The organism is Pirellulales bacterium (assembly GCA_019636345.1).
Lineage (GTDB): Bacteria > Planctomycetota > Planctomycetia > Pirellulales > Lacipirellulaceae.
In genome coordinates this window covers 58485-84256 of record JAHBXQ010000005.1, presented here as the reverse complement: position 1 = coordinate 84256, position 25772 = coordinate 58485, and the positions used below count along the sequence as shown (strand labels likewise).

The following is a 25772-nucleotide window of genomic DNA, read 5'->3' as shown; positions in this document are numbered from 1 at the left end:
ACCGAATTGCCGATTATTGCCGTTCGAAGATGTCGCCCGAGGAACGGCTGGCCATCGGCTTGAGCACGGCTTCGAGATCGGCGTCCTCGCTGACGAACTCCGCCGAGCCGTCGCACATGCCGACATGGGCGCCGCCGGGATGATAGCTGCCGAAGCTGATGTCGGTAAGCAACGGAGCGGGAGGGTCGAGCGTCGCCGAGCCGTCGTCCTCGATCGGGCGCTTGCCGTTGACGGCGTAACGGACGTTCTTGGCGTTGTAGACGAAGCCGAGCGACCCGCCCACCCAGTCCGAACCGTCGAGGGAGGTGCTGCCGACGATCCATGGTTGCTGAGGACCGACGTCCCAGGACATCTCGCCGTACATGATCGTGTTCGAGGTTCCGTCCGAAATGGCGCCCATGCGCAACTTGCTGAGGGGGTAGATGACGCCGTTGATCGCGACCCCTCCCGACGACGTGCCGGGGGGATCGGCGCAGGAAGCCTGATAGTAGGTGCTGGCCGGGTAGGGCCACGTTCCGCCGCCGCGCCCGCCGCCTGGGGGATTGCAGCCCGAGGAGGTTCCGTCCTCGCGGGGACCGGGCCGGGCGCCCATGTTGCCCACGTAGTGACAGCGGAGGGCGTTCAACTCCGGCGGAAGCGTGGCGTTCATGCCGGCGTCGACTTCCGTGAGCTCCAGATCCTTGCCGCTGGGGCATCGCAAGAACGGCAGGGGCGTGAAGCGGGCGAGGCGATTCGAGTTGTCACGCCAATGGGCGTTCTGGTTCACCAGATCGTGAACCGCCTTGTTCTCCATGTAGGGGAGCAGACGAGCCTGGCTGCTCAGCGCGCCGGCCGGCGCGTTGTTCACCACGTACACGTCGCCGTGCGTGACGATCTTGCCGATCGCCGATTCGTAGTTGAGCGCCGCCAGCAACGATTGCCGCAGGCGATTGATGCAGTCCGTTCTCCGCGCCGCTTCGCGGGCCGCTTGAATGGCCGGCAGCAGCAGGGCCACGAGCACCCCGATGATGGCGATCACGACAAGCAGTTCGACAAGCGTGAAACCCGACCGTCGGCGCCGGGCCGCCGGAATTGCTGCTGCGACGGGCATCGTCCTCGCTCCTTTAGATCCGAATTGCGGCACTTGCCGGCGCGGGCGCGCGAAGTCGGCGCTGTTGCGGGGATTGAAACGCTGCGGCGACGCCGGGTGCGGCTACTTCGTTGCGAGCTCTAGCTCGGCGACGTTTTTGACGCCCGACTTCACCTCGACCGACAGTCCGGACGAATCCGGGTTGGAATACTTCGCGGGGATGAGCGTGTTCCGAGATTGCGCCGCCGGCCGATCGTTGTCATAGTCGGGCGGTCCCGACGCGGTCTGCGAGGCGCCGGTCACCGTGAGCCGGTGCGTGCCGATCAAGGCGCCGTCCCCCTCGCCGAACGTACCCAGCTTGAAGGTTCCGTCGCTTTGAATCCATCCCGAGGCGCTGCGACCGCCGGCAGGCCAGGACGTGACCAAACCGGAGGCGAGGGGCTTGCCGTCCAATCGCACGACGCCGGTCACTGGAGCCAACTTGGCGTCTGAGCCGGAACAGCCCGCGGAGGCTCCGAGGGCGAGCGCGACCAGCCCGAGGCAGGCCGGCGAAACAGAGTTGCGCGGTCGTCGGGAGCGAGGGAGAAGGCGAAGCGACATGGGCTCGAGTCTCAATTCCAGCGGCTGGAGGGTCGCAGGCGACAACCGGCGTTAAGAAGTCGGTCAGAACGCCCCGCTGACGACTTCCCCGGAGTCGCGACTGGCCAGCGGTCGGTAGACTCCCTCCAGGTCGATGCTTTCGCTCAGAAAATGGGCCGACGCGTCGCACATCAGCACGTGCGTACCCCCCGGGTGCATGCTGCCGAGGCTGACGTTGGTGACGTTGGCCACCGGCGTCCAAGCCGAACTGGTCGGGTCGGCGGTGAACGCCTTCGAGTTGATCGGGTGGTAGATGTTCTTGGCATTGTGGACCCAGCCGTAGGCGCTGTCGGACGTGCCTCCCCACGAGACGGCGCCGACGATCCACGGATACTGCAGGCCGACGACCCACGAGCACTCGCCGTACATAATCGTCTGGGCCGTGCCGTCGGTGACGTTGCGGAAGTCGATGTTGCTGTTGGGGAAGATGACGCCGTTAGTGGCGACGCCGCCGGAGCTGCCGCTGGGGTTGCCGTCGAGATCGCAGGATTGTTGGTAATAGGTGCTCTGCGGGTAGGTGAAGGTTCCGCCGCCGCGTCCCCCGCCGGCTGCTGGGCAGCCGTTGGAGTTGTTGATGCCGGGGTCAGCGGGCCCGGGGCGAGCGCCGAGATTGCCTACGTAATGGCACCGCAGGTTGTCCTCCTTGGGGCCGGCGGTCCACCAACTCAGGTGGCCCATGTCGGTCCATTCCATGGAAGCCTGACTGGGGCAGCGGAAGAACTCGACCGGAGTGAGCAATGCTTCGCGATTGCTCACGTCGCGCCAGTGCGTGGTCTGGTTGACGAGGTTATGGACCGCCTTGTTCTCCATGTAGGGGAGCAACCGGGCCTGACTGCTCAGATGGGTCGGCACAGTCGAGTGAGGAACCATCTTGCGGTTGGCGTCGTGATAATTCATCGCGGCGATGCCGATCTGCCGCATGCGGTTGATGCAGTCGGTTCGCCGAGCGGCTTCGCGAGCGGCCTGGATTGCCGGCAACAGCAGCGCCACCAAGACGCCGATGATGGCGATCACGACCAAGAGTTCGACGAGCGTGAAGGCTCGATGAGAATTGGCCGGCGACGGCGTCCGCGGACTGCGTCCCCGGACGGCGGGGACATCGGAAGCGACGAACGGCACTCGGGGAGGGCGACGCATCATGCACTCTGGTGTTACGGCGGGGACGGGGATTTGAGCAGCCGCCACTGGTCGATTTGCCGGAGGCCTAACGGCTGCGACCAACCCTTGCCCCCAAGGGTTGGCCGCAGCGCGTCGCCGCCTTTTCACTTTGTCCGACTCGCGTCGGACGCTCACGCCGATCGCTTGCGAACGATCAGGCAAGCCAACCCGCCGACGGCGGCCAACAGCATGGCGCCCGGTTCGGGGACGCCGGCTACGGCCCCTCCCGCCGCCGCGACGGCGGGGACGCCGACGCCGTAATTGGCTTGCCAATCGGCCAGATCGGTCGCGTCGAACGTGCCGGGGAATCCGCGCTGCCAAGCCAGGAAGTCCGCCCCGTCCACGTCGCTGTCGTTGTCAAAGTCGCCCGGTTGGGTGAACACGGTCTGCACTTGCAGGAGGCCTGTGCCCGTGAAGAACGAACTTTGGAACGTCGCCCCGGAACCGATGGCGCCGTAGGTGCCGATCGCCTGCGACACGCCGGCGAGGAACAGCGAGTCGATGAAGTTGGTCCCGCCAAAGTTGAGATCCAGTACGGCGCCCGTGGCGATGTACACGTCGGCGCCGCCGTTGAGATACGGCTGCGAGATGCTAAGCGTGCCGCCGTCGACGATCGTGTCGCCGGTGTAGGTGTTGGCGCCGGACAGGACCAGCGTTCCCGTGCCGATCTTACGGACGCTGGAAACGGCCACCGCCCCGCCGCCGCCCGTGCCGTCGGAGATCGTGCCGGCGAAGTCGGAGTTGGTGTTCAACCCGCCGATCTCAAACTGGGCGTTGGGGACTGCGGTCGAACCGCCGCCGAAGCCCGCGAAGCTGCTGTCGGCGTCGCCGTGCAGTTCGCCGAAGCTGAACACGGCCAAGCCCGACCCGCCGTTGCGATTGGCGAACGAGGTCCGGGTCATGTTGACGACGGCGTTGGGAAAGTCGTTGTTGGCGCCGCCGGCCCGGATGGCGATGAAGCTGCCCGGATCTTGCGCCGCGAACGTGATCGTTCCGGAGAACGTGTTCGAGGCGTTCATCGAGACGGTCTTGGTGGCAGTCGGTTGATCATGGGTGTAGGTGACGCTCCCCGAGCCGGTCAGAGCCGGGAAGCCGAAGTCGGTCGTCGAACCGTTGTCGTTGATCACGACTCCCGTGCCGTTGATGTTGACGGCGGTGTTCGCCAGCGAATTGGTGCGAGTCAGGGTCGTATTGGTTTGCAGTTCCAGAACGCCCGTTCCCACGGCTCCCGCGGCGTTGGAGACGACCGCTCCGGCCTCGATGACCGCGGCGCCGCTGAACCCGTTGGTCGAGTTGAGCGTCAACGTGCTCGAACCTCGCTTGATGAGTCCGCCGGTTCCGACGATCGGGCTACCGGAGAACGAGTAGCTGTTCGTCGAGGCGTTGACGAGCACCGAACTGGGGGCCACGGCAGCCGCGACGTTCACGGCGGTGTTGGCGCCCGTGTCGTTGAACGTGACGTTGTCCCCCTCGAAGTAGGTGTTGGGGGAACCGCCGAGAGTCCAGTTTTGGGTCGTTTGAATGTCCCAGTTGGCGCTGTTGGCGCCAGTCCAGATCACGTCGCCGACGGCCCCGACGGCAGTCGTGGTGAATTGCAGCAGGTTGCCGTTCGTGACCACGGTCGGGGCCGTGCCGCGACCGAACCAAGCGACGTTCCAGCCGGTCGTGCTGCCGCTGAAGCCGCCGGCCGAGTTGAGCACCGTGTAGGTCAGTCCCGGGGCGGGAGCGCCGGCGAGGAAGTTCGGCTGAATCGTGCCGCCGCTCCCCAGGTTGGTCGTCCCGGTCACGGCGATCAGGTCGTCGCCGCCGGGAGTGGCGTTCATGTCATAGACGATCGTCCCGCCGTTGAAGCTGAGATTGCCGTCGAAGGTGATCGTGCCTGCGGTCGGCTGCAGATTGTTGGTGAGGCCCGTAATCGCCCCGCCGCCGACGTTGTTGGTGTTGCTGGTCCCCGCAATGCTGACGTCCGCCGGATTGATGAACCCGGCCTGATGGTTGAACGCGCCGCGGATCGTTCCCGCCCCGGTGAATTGCTGCAAGGGCTCGGAGTAGAACGTATTGGTCGAGCCGGAGACGTCGAGCACGGCTCCCGGCAGGACGTTGACGGTGGTCTTATACGTCGTCTGCCCCCCCTTGAAGTGGTCGAACGTTCCGCTGGTGGCCAGTGTGCCGGACGAAACGCGAATCACCCCCGCTTCGCGGGCGAAGTTCGTCGTGGGTTGCGACAGGACGGGAGAATTCGTTTCGTTGACGCCGCCCGACAGGGTGAGCGTACCCGTGCCCACCTTGTCAATTGACAGCCCGCCGAGCCCGTCGATGGTGCCGGCGAAGGTCGTGCTTTGATTGTTGCTGCCGATGATGTAGCGGACGGCCGTGCCGCTGTTTCCGCCGGCGAGAACCGACGTCGCGTCCCCGGTCAGCGAGGCCATCGGAACGTTGTTCCCCTGGCTATTGGTGACTGCGAACACCCGCGCATTGACGAGGTTGACGTTTGCGGCCTCAAATGCGTTGGCATTGAAGTTCTCCGGAGCGGGACGATTGATCCGCAGCCGGAATTGGCTGGGGCCCGCTTCGCTGAGCCCCGTCACGTTGACGTTGGCCAACGTGCCGGTCGACCAACCGTTGCCCTGGGCCGTATAGACGCCAGTGCCGGCGAATTCCAGATTGAGCGTCTCGCCGGCCCCTGGGCTCGAGACATGCTGTACGGTACCGCTGTTGCCGAGCAGTTTGATCGTTGCGTTGGCGCCGCTGGCGAGCGAGACGCCGGTGAAGAAGAACCCGTTGATCCCGGATTCCAGTGTCGTGCCGTTGGCCATCGTGATCGGCGCCGTGCCGCCGGCGTAGGTTCCGGCGTCCCGAATCCGCAAAGTACCGGCGTTCAACAGGATCGGGCCCGTGAGGCCCGCGGCCGGGGCGCCGATGGTCAATGTCCCGGCGCCGTTCTTCGTGAACCCGTTCGTCCCCGCCAGTTGGACGCCGATGTAAGCATCGTCGAAGCCGCCGCCGGTCGGGCCGAGCGGGTTGACGGTGATCACCGGGCTGCTGGCGTTGTTGTCGAGCGTGATCGTCGGCAACGGATCGTCGTTTGTGCGAAGTTCCCAACTGGTCGGGCTTCCGGCGTTGTCCGTATCTCCGAACAGCAGCGAGCCGAGGGTCGGGCTCAACCCGTCGAGCGTGACGGAATTGTCCCCGTTGAAGTTGAGCGTGCTGAAATCGGCAATGGCGCCGGCGGCGTTCGGAACTCCCCCGCTCCAGTTGCCGGAGTCGGCGTAGTTGCCGCCGCCGTTGGTCGTCCACGTGGCGGCGGTTGCGAGACTGGCGTGGACCGTCAGCAAGATTGCCGACATCGACAGGACGATTCGGAGACGTTGGTGTGATCGCATGAAGTGAGGCTCCCGGCTCGAAGTAAGCGACGATAGGGGCGACGAACCGATCAGTGACCGGTCGCTCGACGGGGGGGCGTGGCGACTTGTTGGCCGCGAAGTCGCGGCGCGGACGATTCGCATGAGTTCAGGCCTTGATGACAAGGCCCGATCGTTGCAAACGCACCGTGGGAAAAAGTTGCGAACTGAGAAGGGGAAAAGGCGCCGAGAACGGCGCTTGGTTGTCGTTACTCGATCAGGCGGAACGACGGTCGCCGCTGCCCCGTTTTTGCGTTGCGACTGCTATAAGCCGCGCACTCAAACTGGAGTTTACTGTATTGAAACGAATTCGTAAGTCAATAGATTTGAGCGACTTGCGTCTAATCGACCGGGCCTTGCGTGAAATCGGACCTGTGTCGTTCCTGCCCCGCGCGAGCCTGGCATATCCGCGCAAAATCTGTCACGGCGTCGTGCGTAATCGCGATGTTTCGTCACGCATTTTCTGCAGGCTCGTGTCAGCGCTCGCGAAACGCCCTTTTCAGTTCTTCAATCTCCTGAAAAACGAAATCCAGCGACTCGGGATCAGTTCGATCATGAGCGTCCGGGCGACCGGTCGTCGGCCAGTGCCGGCGGTGCTCTTCGCATGCGTCGTCAATGACAGCGAGCGCTTCACGGCGGCCGGGGCCAAGGGGTTGGCCCGGCTGGTTGGCGAACCGGTCGCTGAGGGGCGCATTTTTCGTAGAGCGGGGCCCGTCGGCCTCGCCGCGGCCGATTTGCAATTCAGCTTCCAGGGCCAAACTCGCCAGCGTCGGAGCGGCGAGCGGCTCGTCGATCGTCGCCGGGCTGGCGGCTGCGACGACGGCCGGCACGGCCAGATTCGTGCCGAATCCCCGCTGCCAGGCGAGGAAGTCCCCTCCGGCGACCAAGCCGTCCCCATCGGCGTCGGCAGGTTGAACGCCCCCGCCGGCTTGGCCGTAGAACGCCGACCAGAGGGCCAAATCGTCCCCGTCGACCGCAGCGTCGCCGTTGAAATCGCCCGCAGCGGGGCCGTTGGGGGTTGGCATGTAGACCAGCGGGGCCGACTGGGGCGCCATTCCCGCCCCCAGAAAAAAGCTCGGGTGGGGCGGCTGGTTGTACCCCACGTTCTGCCAGGCCAGCGCCGAGCGGTACTGCGTGTCGTGCGCCAGCGTGTACAGCTTCTCGGTCGTGACGATGGTGGTCGACCAGATCTGCAGAGCCGTGTTGTCGCTGGTGCGCCAAATGACCTCCTCGCGCCAATCGCCCAGGATGTCGCCCGAAAACGCCGGGGTGGCCTTGGTGCCGTTGTTCGACGACAGGGCCGAGGTGTTGTTGATGCCGCTGTTGGCGAACGAGACGAGGTTCGTCCGCCCGGCGGTCGTGTAGTTCCAGTCGCCGATCGTCGTGCCGTCGAGCGTCTCGCGCAGCAGGTCGGCGTCCCACCACACGCCGAAATTCGTGTGCATGTTCGCCGGCTTGGCGTAGATCGGCACGCCTTGGGCGTTGTAAATGCTCGGGCTGTAGCTGTTCCAGAATTCGTACCCCGGGTGGTTGGGGTCGATGTCCATCGCCGCGCCGCGGCCGACGTCGGGAAAATTGCCCGCCGCCACGTCGGCCGGCGACACCAACGGCGCCGCCAGGATCCGCCCGGTCGCCGCGTCGCGAAGGGTCGAGGCCGTATGATTGCCGATCGAGGTGCTCTCGTGCGGCATGAAGATTTCCAGCCCCGGATTCGACAGGTCCATGTCGGAAACGTGCAGGGCGTCGCCGTGCCCGCGGCCGGTCGAGTAGAGCCCCGTCCCGTCGTGGTCGACGACCATGGCGCCGAAGACGATTTCGTCGCGCCCGTCGCCGTCGACGTCGGCGACCGAAATGCCATGGGTCCCTTGGCCGATGAATTCGCTGTTGACGTCGTTGATCCCGACGTCGGCCTGGAAGTGCCACACCGGGATCAACTGACCGTCGCGCCAATCCCAGGCGGCCAGTTCGTTGCGAGCGGCGAAGTTCTGATTGAACGGTCCGTAGATCCCGCGCCCGACGACGATGCTGGGACGCGAGCCGTCGAGGTACGCCGGCGTCATCGACAGGCTCTCGCCCCGATGGCCGTAGTCGTCTCCCCACGAGGCGATGTTCTGCCGATCGGGCAAGAACGGGATCGTCGCCATCGCGGCGCCGGTCTCGCCGTTGAAGACGGTGAGGTACTCGGGGCCCGTGAGAATTCGGCCCGAACTGTTGCGGTAGTCGGCGTTCGGATCGTCGCCCGGCAGGATGACGGGGACGCCGAGGCCGTCGATCGTCCCCGGCATGGTGCGCGAGACGAACTCGGCCTTGCCGTCGCCGTCGAAGTCGTAGACGAGAAAGGGGCTGTACTGCGGCGCCGCGCGGATGTTGACCCCCAGGTTAATCCGCCACAAGAGCGTGCCGTCGAGCTTGTAGGCGTCGAAGATCATCGGGCCGGAGAACCCCGCGACTCCGGCGTGGGCTTCGTTCGTGGGCATCCACTTGAGGATGATTTCGTACTGTCCGTCGCCGTCCAGGTCGCCGACGCTGGCGTCGTTGGCCGTGTAGGAGTAGTTGACGAACTGCCCGGGGTTGGCCGCATCAGGCTGCTGGCCGCCGGGGGGAATTTGCAGCGGCAGATTCAGGTACTGCCGTGTCGGCGCGTTCGCGACAAGCGTGAACGTCTCGCTGGGGGGCTGTTCGACTCCGCCGAGGATCGGTCGGACGAAGTAAGCGTTGGTCGCCGCGGCGTTGAAGGTCGTGTCGACGTAGTTCGTCGAGTTCGTGATCGGCGTCGCGTTGAGCTTCACCGCCGCGCCGCCGTTGGCCGAGCGGTAGACGTTGAAGCTGACGTCGGTCGGGTCCGTACCCAGCATCCGCCAACCGAGGTAGACCTGGTTGCCGGCGCGGCGGAGGGCGATCAGCCCGCGGTCGAGATAGTCGACCTGTCGCGGCAGCACGACCGGCGTCTCCGGCGACGGGGGGAGGAATTCCAGGCGCAGGGTCGGCCGCAGACTCGGGTCGGGGTTCTCGCGCGAACCGTAGACGAGATCCCGATTGGCGCCGGCGTCGACCAGCACGATCAGGGTCGCCAGCCCGCCGGCGGCTTGGCGGTCCTTGAGGAAGTTCACCAGATCGACGCCGAACAGAAACTGCGACTTGCCGCTTGATGTGACCTGCTCGATGACGTCGGCTCCGCCGATCCCCTCGCTGCTGAGGTTGACCACGCGCGTCGTGTCGAGGTAGTTGCCGCCGGTGGTCGTGTACTCGAGCCCCAAGCCGGAATTCGCCAGCGTCGCTTCGTTCCAATTCTGCGGCGTGTTTCCGGGGAGGTCGGCGAGCCCGAACACGTCGAAGCGGTCGGAGTTGATGATCGCCCCGCCGACTTTTTGCAGATTGAAGTAGGCGTTGGTGATTCCCGTGAGATCGACCCCCGAGAGATCGAACCGCAGGTAGGCCATGTAGTCGCCTCCCGCGCCGTTGAGGTCGCGGGTTTCGAGCGTCGTGGCCGAGCCGGCGTTGACCCCGGCGCGGGTGTACGTGTCGGCCGTCGGCAACAGCGTGACGGCGCTCAGCAGACAGCGACTTTCGAGCGACTCGATCCGCGGCCGACGATCCGCCGGCCGATGCCGCTTGGGCTGTCTCCCGAACAAGGAGACGGGAGTTGTCTTCATTGGTGACGCCCAGTTGAAACGAACGACCTGAAATTGCCCGCGACTCCCGCACTTTGGAACTCCTCGGAGTCGGCGTCCGGCGATTCGCAGCGGAGTCGACCGGCGCGGAGCGTGGAGACGCCGACGTCGCTTCTCCGGCGGCGGCGGGCAGCTTCCTCGTCCGCGGATTCGTCGCCGGACGAGCCGTCGTCGTACGCCGCAGCGACGGCGATCAAGTCTCCGGCAAGCTCGGCCTCGGTCGCCTCGTCGTCGGCGCTGCCGGGGAGGCCGTCGCCGGCCAGCGTGGCGAATGCTTCATCGACCAGCGCGGGCGGCGCCGTCGCGGAGGCGACCGCCGCCGCGACGCTCGATTGTCCGAAACTGCGCTGCCACGCCAGGAAGTCGGACCCCGTGACGACCTGATCGCCGTCGGCGTCGCCCGGCAGGAAGCCGTGCGTGGTCGTCATGCCGTAGGTCTGTCCCCAGGCGCCAAGGTCCGCTCCGTCGACGGCGCCGTCCTGGTTGAAGTCGGCCGCCAGCAGGGGATTCGCCGCGGCGGCGTAGATGTTCGGCGTGGGGGGCGGGGCCATGCCGGTCCCCAGGAAAAAGCTGGGATGGGGGGGCTGGTTGTACCCGCCGTTCTGCCAAGCGATCGCCGTGCGGTACTGCGTGTCGTGCATCAGCGTCGTCAGGCGGGTCGTCGACGGAATGACGGTCGTGAAGATCATCAGCGCCGTGTTGTCGCCGCGGCGCCAGACCACTTCCTCGCGCCAATCGCCCAGGATGTCGGCCACCAGGGCGGGGGTGCTCTTGGTGCCGTTGTTCGACGCGGCGTTCGGGGCGAACTGCTGCGTGCCGCCCGTTGCCGGGTCGAGGTCGAAATTCGACCGCCCGGGGCTGTTCCACTTCGAAATCGTCGTGCCGTCGAGCAACTCTCGCGACAGATCGGCGTCCCACCAGACCAGGAAGTTGTAGAACATGTTGCTCGGGGTCTGATACAGCTGCTGTCCCGAGGCGCTGTAGACGTAGCGTGGCCCGCCGTCGGGATCGCTGGTCGTCGCCCACATTTCGTAGCCGGGCGAGTTGGGATCGATGTCGGCCGCCACGCCGCGCCCGACGTCGTTGGTGGCCGGGATGCCGAAGATCAGTTCGCCCGTCGCGGCGTCGCGGAACGTGGCTCCGTTGCCCTGGTAGCTGCCCGGGCTCTCGTGGACCATGAAGATCTCCAGCCCGGGGCGCGACGGGTCCATGTCCGACATGTGCAGCGCGTCGCCGTGCCCCCAGGTCGTCGAGTACAGGCCCGTCCCGTCGTGATTGATCACCGCGGCGCCGTAGACGATCTCGTCCTTCCCGTCGCCGTCGACGTCGCCGATGGTCAGCGAGTGGGCGCCCTGGCTGACGTACTCGCCGTTGATGTTGCCGTTGATGTTGTAGCCGGCCTTGAAGTGCCAGCGCAGCGTGAGCTGCCCGTCGCGGAAGTCGTAGGCGGTCACTTCGTTGCGGGCCTGCCCGCCGCTGGATTGCGGACCGTAGTATCCGCGGCCGAAGACGATGCTCGGCTGCTCGCCGTCCAGGTAGGCGACCCCGGCGGTGAACCGATCGACCCGGTTGCCGTACGTGTCGCCCCACTGCGAGGCGGAGCCCCGGGCCGGCTCAAAGGGGACGGTGGCCATCGCGGCGCCGGTCTCGCCGTTGAAGACCGTGAGATACTCGGGACCGCTGAGAATGTAGCCGCTGGAGTTGCGGTAGTCGGCGCTGGCCGAGTGGCCGGCGAGCAGCACGTCGTTTCCTTGGCCGTCGATCGTGCCGGGGGCGGTCTTCATGACGACCTCGGCCTTGCCGTCGCCGTCGAAGTCGTAGACGAGCAACTGCGTGTAGTGAGCCCCGGCGCGAATGTTCCGCCCCAGATCGATCCGCCACATCAGGGTCCCGTCCAGCTTGTACGCGTCGATGTAGACGTTGCCGGTGTAGCCCGACTGGGAGTTGTCCTTGGAGTTCGACGGGTCCCACTTGAGGATGATTTCGTATTGGCCGTCGCCGTCGAGATCGCCGACGCTGGCGTCGTTGGCGTTGTATGTGTACTCGACGCCGTCGGGGGTCGTCCCTCCCGCGGGAATCTGCAGGGGCACGTTGAGGAATTGCTGCACGGGCGAGTTGGCCGGCAGCGTGTGCGAACCGTTCGCGGCCAGCTCGACGCCGGCGATCACCGGCCGGACGAAGTACGTGTTCGTCGCCGAGAGCGAGGCGGTCGTGTCGACGAAGTCGGTCGTCTGCACGAGCGGAGTCGCATTGAGCTTGACCGGGGCGCCGCCGTTGGCCGAGCGATAGAGGTTGAACGCGACGTCGGCCGGGTCGGTCGCCAGCATGCGCCAGCCGACATAGACCTGCGAGGTTGCGCGGCGGACCGCGACCATGCCCCGGTCGAGCGCCTCGACCTGCCGGGGAGGAGTCGCGACGGGGGGCGGCGGATTCTCGGGGTCTTCGGCTTTTTCCGTGAAGGTCAGTTCCAGCTTGGGGCGCAAGATTTCGTTGGCGTGCTCCTTGCTCGCAAGACCGTAGCCGAGGCCGCCGGTCGCCTCGACGGGAATGACGAACGTCGCCAGCCCGTTGTCGTCGACCCGCGAATTCAGAAACGCGATCAGATCGGGTCCCGTGAGCATCTGCGGGACGTCGGTCCCGTTGACGATGATCTCGGTGACGTTGGCGCCGTCCTCGGCGTCGAGGCTGACCAGCCGCGAGCGGTCGATGCCGTTGAGGGCGGCGTCGTCGACCCACTCGGCGCCCGAGTTCATCCCCGCGACGAGCGTCGCTTCGCTCCAATTCTGCGGCGTGTTGCCCGCGACGTCGGCCAGACCGTAAACGGCGAAGCGGCCGCCGTTGATTGAGTCGTTCCGCGCGCTGGCGACCTTGGAGACCGTGAGCGTCGCCGCGCTGATCTCGTCGATGTTGAGCGTCGACAGATCGAACTGGATGTAGGGGACGAAGCTGAACCGCGAATCGAGCACGGTTGCCGCGCCGTTGTTTTGGCCGCTGCGGAGGAAGGTGTCGGCGCTGGCGACCAGCGAAACCGTGGTCAGAAGTTGGCGTGCTTCCAGCGGCTCGAAGCGCAGGGGACGATGCGAGGCGGGCTTCTTCTTCATTCAGTCCACGAAAGTACGAGGCGAGCGACGCGGCGACGACGGTTCCGGACGTCGTGCTCGGCGAGCGGCAGCAGAAAGCGCGCGGGGACTCGATCGACTGCGAACTCGGGCGTCGATCGCCGCGGCGACCGAGCCAACGCAAGGGAGAGGAATGAGTCGAACGCAGGAGACGAGCCGGCCCACGCGCCAGGCGTCTCTCCAGACTACCAACAAAGGCCCGTTTTCCGCAGAGATTGGCGCGCGTCGTGCGGTTTTTCGACCAAGGATTGCGACCGCCGGGCCATGGGGTCGGGCGTCGCCGCGGGCGGCCCCCTGCGCGCGTTTCACGAAGGGCTGCCGACTCTCCCCCGACGCAGCGACTCGGTCGTCCGCCCCGGCTCGCTCGGCGCCCAGCGTAGCGCCGATCACCCAGGCGATTTCTGTCGACGAGACGGTTTGATTGTTCCGACTCTTCCCCGTGATAATGCGTTTGCCGCAGGGCCCTCGGTATGCCGCTCCTCTGGATTTGGAAAGTTCGCCGTCGTGAAACTCACTTCGCTGCTCGTCGATTTGTTCCGTACGCTTTGGCAATCGCTGATCTTGCTGATCGTTGCGGGTTCCGTGCTGGACGTCCCCCTCGTTGGCCTGCGGGATGCCGCAGCCGCGGAGCAGGGAGCCGAGTCTCCCAATTCGTTTTGGCCCGCAGTCACCCGGGAGACGAAGCCCTGGACCCGCTGGTGGTGGCATGGCAGCGCGGTCGACGCGGGCAATCTCACGCGCCAACTCGAAGCGTACGCCGCGGCGGGCGTCGGCGGAGTCGAGATCACCCCCATCTACGGCGTGCGGGGGACGGAGAACCGGTTTCTCGACTATCTTGCCCCCGAGTGGATGTCGGCGCTCGAGCACACGCTTGACGAGGCGGAGCGGCTCGGACTGGGGGTCGACATGGCCACTGGCAACGGCTGGCCGTTCGGCGGACCGTGGGTCGAACCGGACGCGGCCTGTCGCAATCTTGTGATCGAGACCTGGCGCGTCGCCGGGGGCGAGCGGCTCGCCGCGCCGGTGCAATTCACCCAGGCCCCGATGGTTCGGGCGATCGGGCGCCGGCTGCGAATCGACGAGCTCAACCAGCCGCTCCGCGACAACGACGACCTGCAGGGTCTGGCATTGGAACAAGTTCGCTTCCCCCGGCCCCTGCCGCTGGCGGCGCTGGCGGCCGTGTCGAAGTCGGGCGAGACGCTGCAACTTGCCGACCGCGTCGGCGCCGACGGGACGCTCGACTGGACGGCCCCTCCGGGCGAGTGGACGTTGTACGCGGCGTTCATGGGCTGGCACGGCAAACTCGTGGAACGGGCCGGCCCCGGCGGCGAGGGGGACGTCATCGACCACTTCTCCCGCGACGCCCTGACGGCCTATCTCAAGAAGTTCGACGCGGCGTTCGCCGACCGCGAGATCGCAACGCTGCGGGGGTTCTTCAACGACTCGTACGAGGTCGACGACGCCTCGGGCGAGTCGGATTGGACGCCGGAGTTCTTCGCCCAGTTTGAGCGGCGCCGAGGGTACGATCTCCGCGAAGAGCTTCCCGCGCTGACCGGGGAGGGGGAACCCGACCGGTCGGCACGAGTCTTGTGCGACTTTCGCGAGACGATCTCGGACTTGCTGTTGGACGAGTTCACCGAGCCGTGGGCCGAGTGGGCCCGATCGCACGGGGCGATTATTCGCAATCAGGCCCACGGCTCGCCGGCGAATTTGCTCGATCTGTATGCCGCGTCCGACATCCCGGAGACCGAGGGGGAGGACCGCATCAAGTTCCTGACCGCCGCGTCGGCGGCGCACGTCACGGGCAAGCCGCTCGCGTCGGCGGAGGCGTGCACTTGGATCGACGAGCACTTCGTCGAGACCCTGGCCGACACAAAGCGGTGGGTCGACCGGTACTTTCTGGGCGGGATCAACCACGTGTGCTACCACGGCACGCCGTACACCCCGACCGACGCCCCATGGCCAGGATGGTTGTTTTACGCCAGCGGTCATTATGGCACGACGAACTCGTGGTGGCCCCACTTCCACGCCCTCAACGAGTACGTGACCCGTTGCCAGTCGTTGCTGCAGGCCGGCAAGCCCGACAGCGACGTGCTGGTCTACTACCCGATTCACGACCAATGGTCGCAGCGAGGCCGCACGCGACTGGTTCACTTCGACGGCTCGATGCAGGGCAACGCGGCTCGCCAGTGCGCCGAGCGGTTGCTTGCCGGGGGCTACCTGCTCGACTTCGTCTCGGATCGGCAGCTTGAGAACGTCGCGGTCGAGGGGGGCAAGCTGCAGACGGGCGGGATCGCGTATCAGGCGATCGTCGTCCCCCCGTGCCGGGCCTTGCCGATCGCGACGCTGGAGAAGCTGGCGACGCTGGCCGAGCAGGGCGCCATGGTCGTGTTCGAAGGCGAGGCGCTGCCGAGCGGGCCGCCGGGGCTGGGCGATCTGGCCAAGCGGCAAGTGGTGTTCGACGAACTGATCGGCCGCTTCAATTCCGCGGCGGGCGAAGCGGGGCTGCGGATGGGGGCGCCGATCTCGTTCGGCGCCGGTCGGCTGATCCTCGATGACGCCGTAGTCGCGTTGACCAAGCACGCCGTCGCCGGCGAACCGCTGGCCGTCGCAGGGCTGCAATTCACGCGGCGCCGGTTGGAGGACGGTTGCATTTATTTCATCGTCAATTCCAACGAGCAGGAGTTCGACGGGGCCGTTGCGTTGGCTCGACGGGGCCGCGTCGTCCGGCTCGATCCTGCGAACGGGCGGACGTCTGCGGTGCTCCTCCAAAGAGCCGGCGACGGGTTTGAGTTCGGCGTGACGTTGCGGCTGGCCGCCGGCGAGTCTTGTCTCTTGCGAACGTTCGACAAGTTCGATCCTCCGGCGGCGCTCCGGCATCAAGTCTGGCCGCCTCGCAGGCTCGGCGATCCTCAGACTCTTGTCGGGACCTGGGAGGCGGAATTCATCGCCGGCGGACCGGAAAAGCCGGCGGCGATGAAGCTCGACGCGCTCGCTTCGTGGACGGACCTGCCGGACGATCGGGGCAAATCCTTCTCGGGGACGGCTCGGTACACGACCAGATTCAATACGCCGATGCCTGGAGCAGCCCTGGAACTCGACCTGGGCGAGGTCCGCGAATCGGCCGCGGTGACGGTCAACGGCCGAGCCGTCGGCACGCTCTTTGCGCCGCCCTACCGGGTCGTCGTCGATCGAGACATGCTGCTGCTCAATGGGAACGTGTTGGTGGTCGAGGTCGCCAACCTGATGGCCAATCGCATCGCCGCGATGGAGCAAGCCGGCGACGCGTCGTGGAAGAAGTTCTACAACATCAACTTCCCGTCGAAGGGGGCCCAGGTCCGCGGCGGGCCGAACCCCAATCGGGGGCCCGACGGCCTGTTCACCGCCAAGCACTGGCAGCCGCGCCCGTCGGGGCTGTTGGGGCCCGTGACGATCCGGCCTGTGGTCGGGAAGGAGACGCCTTGATTCCCCGCAGGCCCACACTGGCATTGCCGGCAGCGATCTTCGCGGCCTGCTGTTGCACGACGTCGCTCGCCGAGCGTCAGCGCGAGCAACTCGATCGGGGCGTCGTCGCGGTGCGCACAGGGGACGAGGCGGTCGTCTTGTGGCGGCTGCTCCCCGACGATCCGGCGGGAGCGACGTTCCATGTTTCCCGGCGCGTCGGCGACGGGAGCCCGGTGCGCCTGACCGCCGAGCCGCTTTCCGGACCGACTCGGTTCGTCGACGCGACGTACGGCGACGTCCGCGGCCAAGCGGTCGAGTACCTCGTGCAGGGCGCCGGAACTCTTTCTGCTGATCGGACGGAGGACGGGGCGGACAATCCGACGATCCCCGCGGGTCGCTTCGCGCTCCCTGCCGATGCGGCGGACGTTCCGTACTTGGCGATCCCGATTCGGCCCCCCTTCGGCTATCAGGCGGGGGACGCCTCGATCGGCGATCTCGACGGCGACGGGGCGTACGAGATCGTCGTCCACATGGTCGGCGTGGGCCGCGACAACAGTCAGAACGGCTTCACGACCCCGCCCTGGCTGCATGCGTACAAGCTCACCGGCGAGCGACTGTGGGCGATCAACTTGGGGCCCAACATCCGCGAGGGCGCCCACTACACCCAGTTCATGGTTTACGACTTCGACGGCGACGGGCGGGCCGAGGTCGCCTGCAAGACGGCCGACGGCACGGTGGACGGCGCCGGGCGCGTGATCGGCGATCCGCATGCGAACCACGTCAACGCGGTCGGACGGATTCTTGCCGGCCCGGAGTTTCTCACGGTGTTCGACGGACGCACGGGCGCCGCGCTCGACACGGCGGACTACATCCCCCCGCGCGGCGACGTGGCCGCGTGGGGCGATCGCAACGGCAATCGCAGCGACCGATTCCTGGCATGCGTCGCGTTTCTCGACGGACGCCGTCCCAGCCTCGTCACGGTCCGCGGGTACTACACGCGCACCGTGGTGGCGGCATGGGACTTTCGCGACGGCAAACTCGCGCATCGCTGGACCTTCGACAGCGACGCCGGGGACGAGTCGAACCGCGCCTACCGCGGGCAGGGGAACCACCACCTCGCGGTCGCCGACGTCGACGGCGACGGGCGCGACGAGATCATTCACGGCTCGTGCGTCATCGACGACGACGGCCAGGGGCTCCACGCGACTGGGCTAGGGCACGGCGACGCGCTCCATGCGGCCGATCACATTCCGGAGCGGCCCGGGCTCGAAATCTTCAAAGCGAACGGCGACGGTCCCAGTTCCGCGGGGATCGAGATGCGCGACGCCTGCACCGGCGAGCGCATTTGGGGCGTCCCCTGCCCGGGACGCGACGGGGTGGTGCGGGCCTGTGCGATCGATATCGATCCGCGCTATCCGGGCAGCGAATGCTGGGGATTCGGCGCGGGGGTCCGCGGTTTGTTCGCCGCTTCGGGGGAGCGGATCGCCGACCGGTCGCCCCGGGTGTGCAACATGGGCGTCTGGTGGGACGGCGACCCGCAGCGAGAACTGCTCAACGGCGTCACGGTGAGCAAATGGAACCCCGAGAGCGAACGCGACGAGCTCGTGTTCGACGGGCGCGAGTTCGGCGCCGTTTCGATCAACGGCTCGAAATCGAACCCTTGCCTGTGCGCGGACCTGCTGGGCGATTGGCGCGAGGAGATTGTCGCCCCTTCGGCCGACGGCACGGAACTGCGGATCTTCGTCTCGACCGAGCCGACGCCCCATCGGGCGACGACGCTCATGAACGACCCCGTCTACCGGCTCGGCATCGCGTGGCAGAACGTCGGATACAACCAGCCGGCGCACCTGGGGTTCGACCTGGCGGAGCGGTTGGAGGAGCGGCAGGGCGGGGGCGATTAGGAGGGGGGGCTTCAGCGTACGTTGCGCGGCCAGTGAGTTCCGAGGGCTTGCTCGGCAAGTTGCCGTCAGCGACGCCTGCCAGTCCGATCGAACTGCCGCGAATCGTTCCGGTCTCGCTTCCCTACGGCTCAGTTCGCTCCGCCTTGGCGATCTCCGCCATGTACACGTGCGGCGCCCCGTGCATGTTCGAGCGGAAGACGAGGTGCTTGCCGTCGGGGGTGAAGATGCCGTTCGGCTCGAGGTCATAGTCGTGCTGCGACAGGTCGACCAATCGCTCGGCGTGGAGGACGCCGGTCCCGACGAGGTCGCCCCCTTCGGCCCCCAGGCCGTTGCGGCGGCCCTCTTCCGGGCGGAACAGGTACATCCACTGGCCGTTGCGGGGCGGGTCGAATTTCTCGAAGTTGGCCGTCAGATTGGCGACCGAGGAAGGCCCCCCGCCATCGCCGCTCATGAGCGTTCCGTCAGGCGAGACGTTGTAGTGGACCGACCAATGCTCGCGCTCGAGATGGTACCACCTCCGGGCGCCCGTCTTGAGATCGCGGCTGGCCAGCCAGAAGACCATGCTCCGCGGCGTTTGCAGGTCGTACCAGATCTTGTCGCCGCGGGGGTCGAAGAACTCGTGGCCGGCGATTTCCATGTTCATCGTGCGCGGATGGACCAGCGTCAGTCCCGTGCCGTCGGTGCGAATGACCCAGGTGCGGTCGACGTAGTGCCAGGGGCCCTCGTGGCAGAACAGAATTTGCCCCGGGTCGGTCGGCGAACACTGCAGGTGATTGAGCCAGTCGTGGCTGCGGTGGATGACCCGCACGTCGCCGGTCGCGACGTCGATCGTGTACATGACCAAGGGTTGGCCGGACGCCCAACGCGGGCCGAGTCGCCCCCCCGCCGCCTCGCCCTCGGGGGCCGTGCGCGGCTGCAGTGTGCCGTCGGGATCGGTTCCGATGCCCACCAGCAGCGTCTCGTCGGCGTTCACCGCGACGTTCCCCCAGCCGAAGTTGCGGCGCACCCCCTCGGGAATGCTCGGCGGTTCGCGCCGCTGTTCGGCCGGGTCGTCGCCGCGCCGCCATTGGCTCAATTGCCGGGCCGAAGGCCGGAACCGAAACTGCTCCGGCAACTTCGCGACGACCCGGGCCGCGCGGGTGTCGAGACTCGCGGCTTTCACATGTCCGTCTTGGATGTAGTACACGTCCCCCGTCTTGCGACCGGTGAGCAGGATGAGCGCCGGCCCCGGAACGATTTCTTCGATCTCTCGGGTTTCGAGATCGACCGCGGAGATGCCGTGCGGGGTCGTGAAGACCATCTTTCGCCCGTCGGCCGAGAACGGGTACTGATGGAAGTAGAGGCTCTGGCTCCCCGGCTCGTCGGAGAGCCGCACGATCCGGTGGCCGGTTTGCGGGTCGATCCACTCGCGCGGCGGCTCGTCGGCGGCGGAACCGCGGGCGAGCAGCGCGACGGCGACGTAAGCGAGGGATGCGGTCGCCCGGCCGACGCCGGCGAAACGGAAGGGTGCGAACTGGTTCATGCGGCGCTCAGCGCGAGGAGGAAGCGGCCGCCGAAACGGCCGAATACGGCTGCCCGTTGACGAGGACTTGTTGAAACACGACGGCCTGCTCGTCGTCGAGCACAAGTCGCGGCACGTCGGCGACGACGTCGATGCGGCGCAGCATGACGCCGGAGATCTCGTCCCCCTTGTTTCCGCGTAGCTCGCCGAGCGTGCGGAACGTGCCGGTCACGTGTTCGACCGTCACGTTGCGAACCACCGACTGAGGGGGGGCGTGTCCCTGCAAATCGAAGAACTGGGTCCACGGCTTCACGTCGAAGATCGCCTGGGCGCGATCGGCCGTGATCCCGTCGACCGCGATGTTCTCGTAGAGTTGCGGCGTGTCGGGGCGGAGCTTGAGCCGTACGACCGGCACTGCCGCGCCGACCCGGCAGTTGCGCAGCGTCACGTTGCGAACGATCGTCGCCTCGCTGCCGCAGGTCAGCACGCCGTGACCGCTGACGAAGTTGCAGTCTTCGATCAGCACGTTCTCGACGGGGGGGCTCGTCTCGTCCTCCATGGCCAACGGGCCCTTTGTCCCCTTGAGCGCGATGCAATCGTCGCCCACCGAGATCGTGCAGTTGCGGATCGTCACGTTTTGACAACTGTCGACGTCAATGCCGTCGGAACTGGGGGCTCGGTCGATCGCCGTCTCGTCCCACGGCTGGAGCTCGCCGACGATCTTGGGGGGATCGCCGTGCGGGGCGGCGATCGAGATCCCCTCGACCAGCGCGTCCCGGCATCTGTAGAGGTGCAAGTTCCAGAAGCCCGAGTCCTTGAGACGCACGTCGCGGACCTCGAGGTTCGTGCAGTTTTCGAGGAAGACCAGCCGGGGACGTTCGACTTCCAAATTGGTGCACTTGGGGTTCTCGGCCCGGCGCCGCCAGAACGCGGTCCAAAACGGCTTGCCGTTGCCGTCGAGCGTGCCGGGGCCGGTGATCCGCACCCCGTCGAGATCCTTGGCGTTCACGAGCGCCGGCCGCCACGGCTCGAAGTGCCCCTCGATCCGCGTCATCTGCGTGGGGTAGTCGTCCAGGTCGGTCGAACCCAGCAGCACGGCCCCTTCGGCCAGATGGAGTTCGACCCCGGCCTTAAGGACGAGGGCCCCCGACTTGAACACGCCGGCGGGGATCGTGACGCGCCCCCCGCCGGCGGCGGAGGCGCGGTCGACGGCCCCTTGGATCGCGTCGGTGCAGAGCGCATCCCCCCCAGGTTTCGCACCCTCGTCGAGGATCGAAACGTCGAGTGCCAAGCAGCGCACAGCGCCAATCGCGACGAGCGTCGCTGCAATCAAGCATCGTGTCATGGGTGAATCGCCCAAAGCCACAATCGGGGCCGCGGAGCTACGAGTTGCGCCGCGGTTCAGCAGAACACGAAAGACGAGCCGTCCGCCCAGGGTACCAATAAAAACAGGCGCGCCCAGCGAAGCCGGGCGCGCCTGAGCGCTGCTTGGTGCGATGAGGCACGTTACTTGCGGCGCCGCCGGACGACCAACGTTGCCGCGATCGCCGCCAGGGCGATCGTCGCCGGTTCGGGAATCGGCACCAGGGCGATGCTGTTGCCGTTGAAGGCGTAATCCAGCACGTACCCCGACGGAAGATTCAGCACGTTGGCGAACGCGGCGCCGGAGAGCGAACCGTAAGTAGCGATCACGTAGGCCGGATCATTCAGCGGGGAAAGGACGCTCAGATTCAGAGACGCGGCCGTGATGTCGAGCGCTCCGGCAATCGCCAGCACGTCGGCCGAGCCGGGACCGGCGCCGTCGACTTCGGCCAGCAGGGTTCCGCCCAGCACAGCGCTGCCCGCCGACAACATGCCGATGCTCGTCCCCGGCGACACGGTTCCCGCGCCGGTGACGGAGCCGGAAATCGTCCCCGTTCCGCCGAGCGTTCCGTTGGCGTTGACGAGCGCGTTGCCGGTCCATGCGCCGTTGACGTTCAGCACGCCGGCGTTCACGGTCCCCGCGCCGGCGACCGAGACGGAACCGTTGAGATTCTGCGTCCCGGCGCCCGTCTTGATGATCGTCGACGAACCGCCGGTGAACGTGATGTCGCCGGAAAACGTGCCGTTGGCGTCGTTATTCCCCATGGTCAGCGAGCGGGTGTTGCTGCCGGACTTGAGGACCGTGCCCGCGCCGCCGCTGTAGTCGTTGAGGCCGTTGATCTGCAGGTTGACGTTGTTGAGGAACAGTTGGGCGCCGGCCCCGACGTACACGTCCCCTTTGCCCGCACCGGAGGGGAGCATGTTGTCCGAGGACATGTCGAGCAGGCCCCCGGTCACGATCGTATCGCCGTCGTAACTCTTGGCCGTGGTGACGAATCGTAGCCGGCCCGGGTCGGCCTTGATGATGCCGAAGGCGCCGCTGATTCCGCCGCTGACTTCCAGTCGGCCATTGCTGGTGTTCGCCGAGACCGAGTAAGTCGTGTCCTGCAGCAAGACGACCGGGGCGCCGATCCGCCCGATGCTCGAACCGCCGGCGGTGTAAGAGACGTTGCCGCCCAGGTTGATCGAGTTGCCGTTCACCTCGTTCAGGTTGGCTAAGATCGCGATCCCGTCGATCTGCGTGCCGGCCGGGAGATCGTTCACGGTGATGCGCGATCCATTGGCAACGGGGATGCCGATCACAACGTCGTCCAAGGCGGCCGGCGCGATGCCGCCGATCCAGTTGGCCGGATTGCTCCACAGGGTGTTGTCGCTCGGATCAACGCCCGTATCGTGCGACGACCACGTAATCGTGGTTCCCAGAGTGGCCTGGGCGAGCACCGCCCAAGCGGCCGCGACCATCGGCCACGACCATCGTTGTGTCCATTTCATGAGACGCTCCTCACAGCTAGTGTGTCAAAGGGGAAGAGTTCGAAAGACAAGCGTTACGAAGAGACCGCCGGCGTGAATTCCGCAGGACCATCGCCCGCGACGGCGGCTCGGCGAGCGACGCGATCGAACCTGTTCAAGACAAGTCGGCCAATCAAATCGCCCTGAAATCAGGTTAGTTGCCGCGTACGACGGGGACAAGCGATTACGCGGGTGTGAATTGCTGCAAGTACTGTCGCAAGAACGGATTGCGATAATTCGTCGCGGGTCTGCAAAAAAGGGGTTCCAACGACCAGGCGCTTGGCAGCGCTTTCGGGACGCAGCCGTCGGCGAGACCGCTCCCGCGGCAGGCGTGCGTTGGTATCTTGAGAGCGAGTCTGCGAGCGAAGCCTGACGGCATGCGGGCAAGCTTGTCCCCGGAGCTCGTCGCCCGTGCGGAGGCCGATTCTCCTCGTGCCTGCTTGTCGGCGGATGTGACAGCTTCCCTATCGCGGGCATGCAGGCCCCGGCAATTCGGGCTGCTCGCCGCCAGCAGCTCTCGGCATGAACCACTCGCCTTGAGCCGACGACTGAGATCCGATCGCCCGTGAGGCGCTTTCACAAGGCACTCCTCAACTGCTCAACTGCGTAATAGCAACAACCAGCCATGAATTCAGCTCTCACACGGCGTTTCTTCGCGGCTATCAACGCGGCGATCCTTTGCTGCCCGCAGGCGCTCGCGGCGGACAATTCGAACGACCCGGTTCGAATCGTCCTCGTCGGCGACTCGACGGTGAAGAACGGCAGCGGTCGCGGCGAGGGGGGAATGTGGGGCTGGGGGCAGGCGCTGGCCGAGCACGTTCGCCCCGAGGCGGCCGTCGTCGAGAACCGGGCCCTCGGCGGACGCAGCAGTCGCACCTATCTCACCGAAGGGTTGTGGGAGCGGTCCCTGGAGCGGCTGCGCCCCGGCGACTTCGTGCTCATTCAGTTCGGCCACAACGACGGCGGCCAGTTGTTCGAAGGCGATCGCCCCCGGGCCTCGCTCAAGGGCAACGGCGACGAGACCGAGCAAGGCACGGTCGCCGCCGCCGGCAAGGCCGAGACGGTGCACAGCTACGGCTGGTACTTGCGCAAGATCGTCGCCGACGCGAAGGCCAGGGGCGCCACGGCGATCATCCTGTCGCCCGTGCCGCGCAACATGTGGCGAGCCGGCACGGTGGTGCGTGCCGATCGCGACTACGGCCGGTGGGCCAAGGAGGCGGCCGAGCAGAGCGGGGCGCTGTTCGTCGATCTCAACGGCATCATCGCCGCGCGGTACGAGCAGCTTGGCGAAGAGACGGTGTCGCGCGACTTCTTCACGGTCGCGGACCACACGCACACGACCGAGGCGGGGGCGCGGCTCAACGCGGCGTGCGTCGCCGAGGGAATCCGCCGGCTTGCGGACTGCCCGCTCGCGGAGATCCTACGTCCTGAAGGGGAGGCCGATGACGGGGCGGCTCGACGCCCGCGACAGGCGAGCGTCCGCGATGCCTACCGCTTCCACTTCCGCGAGCACGGCGTCGCCGACGGGGGGAGCTGGGTTGCGGTTGACGACGCCTACGACCCCGAGCGCGGGTTTGGGTTTGAACAGCTCGCCGAGCGCAGCGAGGAGTCGCGGTATTTCTCCGTGAAGCTGCCGGAAGGCAACTATCGCGTCACGCTGAACTACGGCCGGGGAGATGCGTCCCCGCGGGCCGTGAAGGCCGAGTTGCGACGGCTCATGGCGTGCCGCATCGGCCAGACGCCGCCGCGGCGGGAATTCACGGTCAACATTCGCACGCCGGCGATCGGCGCTGGCGGCGCCGACGGGCCGAGCGTGCGGCTCAAGGACCGCGAGCGCGGCTCCGAAGCGTGGGCCTGGGACGATCGGCTGACGCTGGAATTCTGCGGCGGCCTGCCGGCAGAGATGACGGTGGTCCCCGAGCCGCGCGCGACGACCGTCTTCCTTGCCGGGGACTCGACCGTCGCCGATCAGCCGCTCGAGCCGTGGGGAAGTTGGGGGCAGATGCTGCCGCTGTTCTTCGCACCCGGCGTCGCGGTCGCCAATCACGCCGAGTCGGGCGAGAGCGTCCGCAGCAGCGTCGGCGCCCGACGGTTCGAGAAGATTGAATCGCTGCTGAAGCGGGGCGACTACCTGCTGATTCAGTTCGGTCACAACGACATGAAAGACGCCCGTCCCGGGGCGCTTGCCGAGTATCGCCGGCTGCTGGCGGACGTGATCGCCCGAACCCGCGATCGGGGAGCGACGCCGATTCTGGTTACCTCGATGGAGCGGCAAACGGGGGTCGAGAACGACACCCTGGGCGAGTATCCGCAGACCGTCCGCGAACTGGCCGCGGCGGAGGAGGTTCCGCTGATCGATCTGCATACATTGAGCAAGCAGCTCTACAGGGCTCTCGGGGACGATCTCGGCGCTGCGTTTCAGGATCCGACGCACCACACGTCCTACGGCAGTTTCCTGCTCGCAAGCTGCGTGGTCGCGGCGCTCCCTGACGCTGATCCCGGAGCGGCGACGAGGCTGGCCGAAGAATTGCCGGAGTTCGATCTCGCCCGCCCGCCGCGATTCGCCGAGTTCGCCGTCCCGGCAAGCGTCCGCTGGGACCCTGCGGCTCGCGAATAGCGCGGATGATCGCGATTCCATTTTTGCACTGCAGCCGTCCGTTGCAGGTTCGACAAAGTCGAGCAAGTCGTCAATCAATTCGGCAGTGATACCGTTTACGCCCTTGGAAGGGTGGCTGGGGTCGCAGCGCAGCGAAGCCCCCAGGGAATCCGCTGGGGGCCACCCGTCACCCGTCAATTTGGCAAATGGTATCACTACCATCAAATCAGCCGCCCGACCGCCGCTTACGGTTGAAGCTGTTCGTCGGCGTTTGATTCGCATGTGCCTGACAGTTCGCGATGACTCGCGTGATGTGCGGGCGCGTGCTTGGTTCTCTCGTTCGCAATACTTCTCCACGTAGGGTTAACTCGTGTTCCATCGAATCGAATTGGCAAGAGTCGT

General features: G+C 66.6%; 12 protein-coding genes. 3 read left to right on the top strand and 9 right to left on the bottom strand.

Going from position 1 to position 25772, the window contains the following annotated elements:
- Positions 1-13: 13 nt before the first annotated feature.
- The 6 genes from KF688_13230 to KF688_13205 form a co-directional block, all read right to left on the bottom strand.
- The gene (locus tag KF688_13230) at positions 14-1090 is read right to left on the bottom strand and encodes a DUF1559 domain-containing protein (GenBank protein ID MBX3426635.1); all 1077 of its coding nucleotides are present in this window, start codon (positions 1088-1090) and stop codon (positions 14-16) included.
- Positions 1091-1192: 102 nt separating this feature from the next.
- Complete coding sequence (locus tag KF688_13225) at positions 1193-1540, bottom strand: hypothetical protein (GenBank protein ID MBX3426634.1); 348 nt, start codon at positions 1538-1540, stop codon at positions 1193-1195.
- Between the two features lie 192 nt (positions 1541-1732).
- Complete coding sequence (locus KF688_13220; protein ID MBX3426633.1) at positions 1733-2848, bottom strand: DUF1559 domain-containing protein; 1116 nt, start codon at positions 2846-2848, stop codon at positions 1733-1735.
- Between the two features lie 149 nt (positions 2849-2997).
- Positions 2998-6249, bottom strand: a complete 3252-nt coding sequence (locus KF688_13215; GenBank protein ID MBX3426632.1) for an autotransporter-associated beta strand repeat-containing protein — start codon at positions 6247-6249, stop codon at positions 2998-3000.
- 494 nt (positions 6250-6743) lie between these two features.
- Entirely contained in the window at positions 6744-9707 is a 2964-nt protein-coding gene (locus tag KF688_13210; GenBank protein ID MBX3426631.1) for a hypothetical protein, read from the bottom strand.
- A 209-nt stretch (positions 9708-9916) separates the two neighbouring features.
- Positions 9917-12559, bottom strand: a complete 2643-nt coding sequence (locus KF688_13205; protein MBX3426630.1) for a rhamnogalacturonan lyase — start codon at positions 12557-12559, stop codon at positions 9917-9919.
- A 1002-nt stretch (positions 12560-13561) separates the two neighbouring features.
- Here KF688_13205 and KF688_13200 point away from each other — a divergent pair.
- Both KF688_13200 and KF688_13195 read left to right on the top strand, forming a co-directional pair.
- A complete protein-coding gene (locus KF688_13200) occupies positions 13562-16522 on the top strand; it encodes a hypothetical protein (protein ID MBX3426629.1) in 2961 nt (986 codons plus the stop codon).
- Complete coding sequence (locus KF688_13195) at positions 16519-18402, top strand: rhamnogalacturonan lyase (GenBank protein MBX3426628.1); 1884 nt, start codon at positions 16519-16521, stop codon at positions 18400-18402. Before KF688_13200 ends, KF688_13195 begins: the two co-directional genes overlap by 4 nt.
- Positions 18403-18523: 121 nt before the next feature.
- On the opposite strand, the gene KF688_13190 is transcribed toward KF688_13195, so the two are convergent.
- The 3 genes from KF688_13190 to KF688_13180 form a co-directional block, all read right to left on the bottom strand.
- Positions 18524-19924 (bottom strand): PD40 domain-containing protein, encoded by a 1401-nt coding sequence (locus KF688_13190; GenBank protein MBX3426627.1) that lies wholly within the window; start codon positions 19922-19924, stop codon positions 18524-18526.
- Between the two features lie 7 nt (positions 19925-19931).
- Positions 19932-21248 (bottom strand): right-handed parallel beta-helix repeat-containing protein, encoded by a 1317-nt coding sequence (locus tag KF688_13185; protein ID MBX3426626.1) that lies wholly within the window; start codon positions 21246-21248, stop codon positions 19932-19934.
- A 161-nt stretch (positions 21249-21409) separates the two neighbouring features.
- Positions 21410-22756, bottom strand: coding sequence for a hypothetical protein (locus KF688_13180; GenBank protein MBX3426625.1), 1347 nt, complete (start codon positions 22754-22756; stop codon positions 21410-21412).
- A gap of 643 nt (positions 22757-23399) precedes the next feature.
- Between KF688_13180 and KF688_13175 the strand changes: the two genes are divergently transcribed.
- On the top strand, positions 23400-25391 hold the full coding sequence (locus KF688_13175) for a rhamnogalacturonan acetylesterase (protein ID MBX3426624.1): 1992 nt from the start codon (positions 23400-23402) through the stop codon (positions 25389-25391).
- Positions 25392-25772 lie beyond the last annotated feature (381 nt).

Excerpts from the sequence above, each read along its gene's own strand:
- KF688_13220 (MBX3426633.1), bottom strand. The coding sequence starts at position 2,848 with ATGATGCGTCGCCCTCCCCGAGTGCCGTTCGTCGCTTCCGATGTCCCC.
- KF688_13205 (MBX3426630.1), bottom strand. The coding sequence starts at position 12,559 with ATGCTCACGGGACCCGATCTGATCGCGTTTCTGAATTCGCGGGTCGAC.
- KF688_13185 (MBX3426626.1), bottom strand. The coding sequence starts at position 21,248 with ATGACACGATGCTTGATTGCAGCGACGCTCGTCGCGATTGGCGCTGTG.
- KF688_13175 (MBX3426624.1), top strand. The coding sequence starts at position 23,400 with ATGAATTCAGCTCTCACACGGCGTTTCTTCGCGGCTATCAACGCGGCG.
- KF688_13215 (MBX3426632.1), bottom strand. The coding sequence starts at position 6,249 with ATGCGATCACACCAACGTCTCCGAATCGTCCTGTCGATGTCGGCAATC.
- KF688_13230 (MBX3426635.1), bottom strand. The coding sequence starts at position 1,090 with ATGCCCGTCGCAGCAGCAATTCCGGCGGCCCGGCGCCGACGGTCGGGT.
- KF688_13190 (MBX3426627.1), bottom strand. The coding sequence starts at position 19,924 with ATGAACCAGTTCGCACCCTTCCGTTTCGCCGGCGTCGGCCGGGCGACC.
- KF688_13180 (MBX3426625.1), bottom strand. The coding sequence starts at position 22,756 with ATGAAATGGACACAACGATGGTCGTGGCCGATGGTCGCGGCCGCTTGG.
- KF688_13210 (MBX3426631.1), bottom strand. The coding sequence starts at position 9,707 with ATGGCCTACCTGCGGTTCGATCTCTCGGGGGTCGATCTCACGGGAATC.